The following is a 1,563-nucleotide window of genomic DNA, read 5'->3' as shown; positions in this document are numbered from 1 at the left end:
GGCGAGAGGCTGCCGGTCTGGGCGTTCAGGTCCCTGCCGACGGCGAACAGTTCTCGCTGGGTGGCGAGCAGGCCGAGGAAGTAGATCAGTGACGAGTCCTTGATCAGGGAAATGAACTGGTTCATCAGTGCGGGCAGCACGCGTCGGACACCTTGGGGGACGACCACCAGGGCCATCGATTTGCGGTAGCTGAAGCCGAGTGCGCGCGAGGCCTCGAGCTGTCCGGGCTCGACGCTTTGGATGCCGGCTCGGAAGATTTCGCCGATGTATGCGGAGGCCAGCAGCGACAGGGCGAGCGCGCCGAGCCAGTACGGGTTGCTGCCGGTGAGACCCCGCACAACCGGTCCGACGCCGAGGCCGACGATGAGGATGATCACCACGGCGGGTAGTCCGCGAAAGATGTCGGTGTAGATGCGGGCGGGCCAGCGCAGCCAGCGTGTGCGGGAGATGCCTGCCATTGCGAGGAGCATGCCGAGCGCGGTGCCGGCGACACCCGACACGAACGCCAGGATCAGTGTGTTCGGAAGTCCGGTCTTGAGGAGGTCGGGGAATGCCCGCGTGTACAGGTCCCAGTCGAAGAATGTGTCCTTGAGCTGTTGGAGGGTCGACTTGGGTTGTGCTACTGGTGTTTCTGTAGTGTTCTGCGGGTTGAGGGCGGCGAGGGCCGCGAAGTCCGGGAGGCCGGGCACGGGTGCGGCCTTGCTGCCGGGTTTCCAGCCTTCGGGTAGTTCCCGCGGCACCCAGTCGGAATACAGCTGAGTCCACGTGCCGTCCGCGATCACCGCGTCGAGTCCGGAGTTCAGCGCGTCGATCAACGGCTGGTTCTCCTTGGCGACGGCCCAGCCCATGAAGTTGTTGACGCTGAACGTGTTCTGGACGATGGAGGTCGGGTCGCCGGGCGCGATGAGTCCTTCGGCCTGCTGGGACGGCGCCACCCAGGCGTCGATCTGGCCGGACGAGAGGTTTGCGTACGCAGTGGCGTAATCCGGAAACTTGACCGGGGCCAATCCGAGGGTGTTCTCCACGTAGTCGTCCTGGACGGTGCCCTGGACGACGCCTATGCGGGTGGACGAGTTCAGGTCGTCGAAACCCTCGATCGGCCCGTCGGTGGGGGCGACCAATGAGAAGTAGCCGAAGTCGTAGCCGTTGGTGAAGCCGACGGTGCCACGGCGCTCGTCCGTCGTCGTGATGGACGACGAACCGACGTCGAAGCGGCGGCCGGCGACCTGAGCGAGTAGCCCGGCGAAGTCGGTGCCCACGAACTCGACGCGGAGACCCAGTTCCGCGGCGACGGCCTTCAGGAGTTCGTTGTCGTAGCCCGTGAATTGGTTGTCCGAGTTGATGCAGATGCTCGGCGGTGCGTCCGACAGGGTGCCGACGGTGAGGACGCCCGGGGTGATCAGATTCAGATTCGCCGTGTCGATCTGATCGAGCGGGGTGACATCGGCGGTGGTGTACCTGTCGACGGCACCCGATCCCGAGGCTGCCTCCACGTTTGTGGGTGCGGCAGTTGTCGAGCCGGGTCCGGGAGGCGAGCACAGATCCAGCGACGCCGCGCCCGAC

Annotated in this window: 1 protein-coding gene; it reads right to left on the bottom strand. The window is 65.6% G+C overall.

Annotation, left to right across the window (positions count from 1 at the left end; genetic code table 11):
* A partial coding sequence (locus RM2_RS23075; RefSeq protein ID WP_072691769.1) for an ABC transporter substrate-binding protein/permease occupies positions 1–1,563 on the bottom strand: 1,563 nt, incomplete at both ends.

This window comes from Rhodococcus marinonascens NBRC 14363, assembly GCF_001894885.1.
GTDB lineage: Bacteria > Actinomycetota > Actinomycetes > Mycobacteriales > Mycobacteriaceae > Rhodococcus_F > Rhodococcus_F marinonascens.
This window is presented reverse-complemented; position numbering and strand designations above follow the sequence as displayed.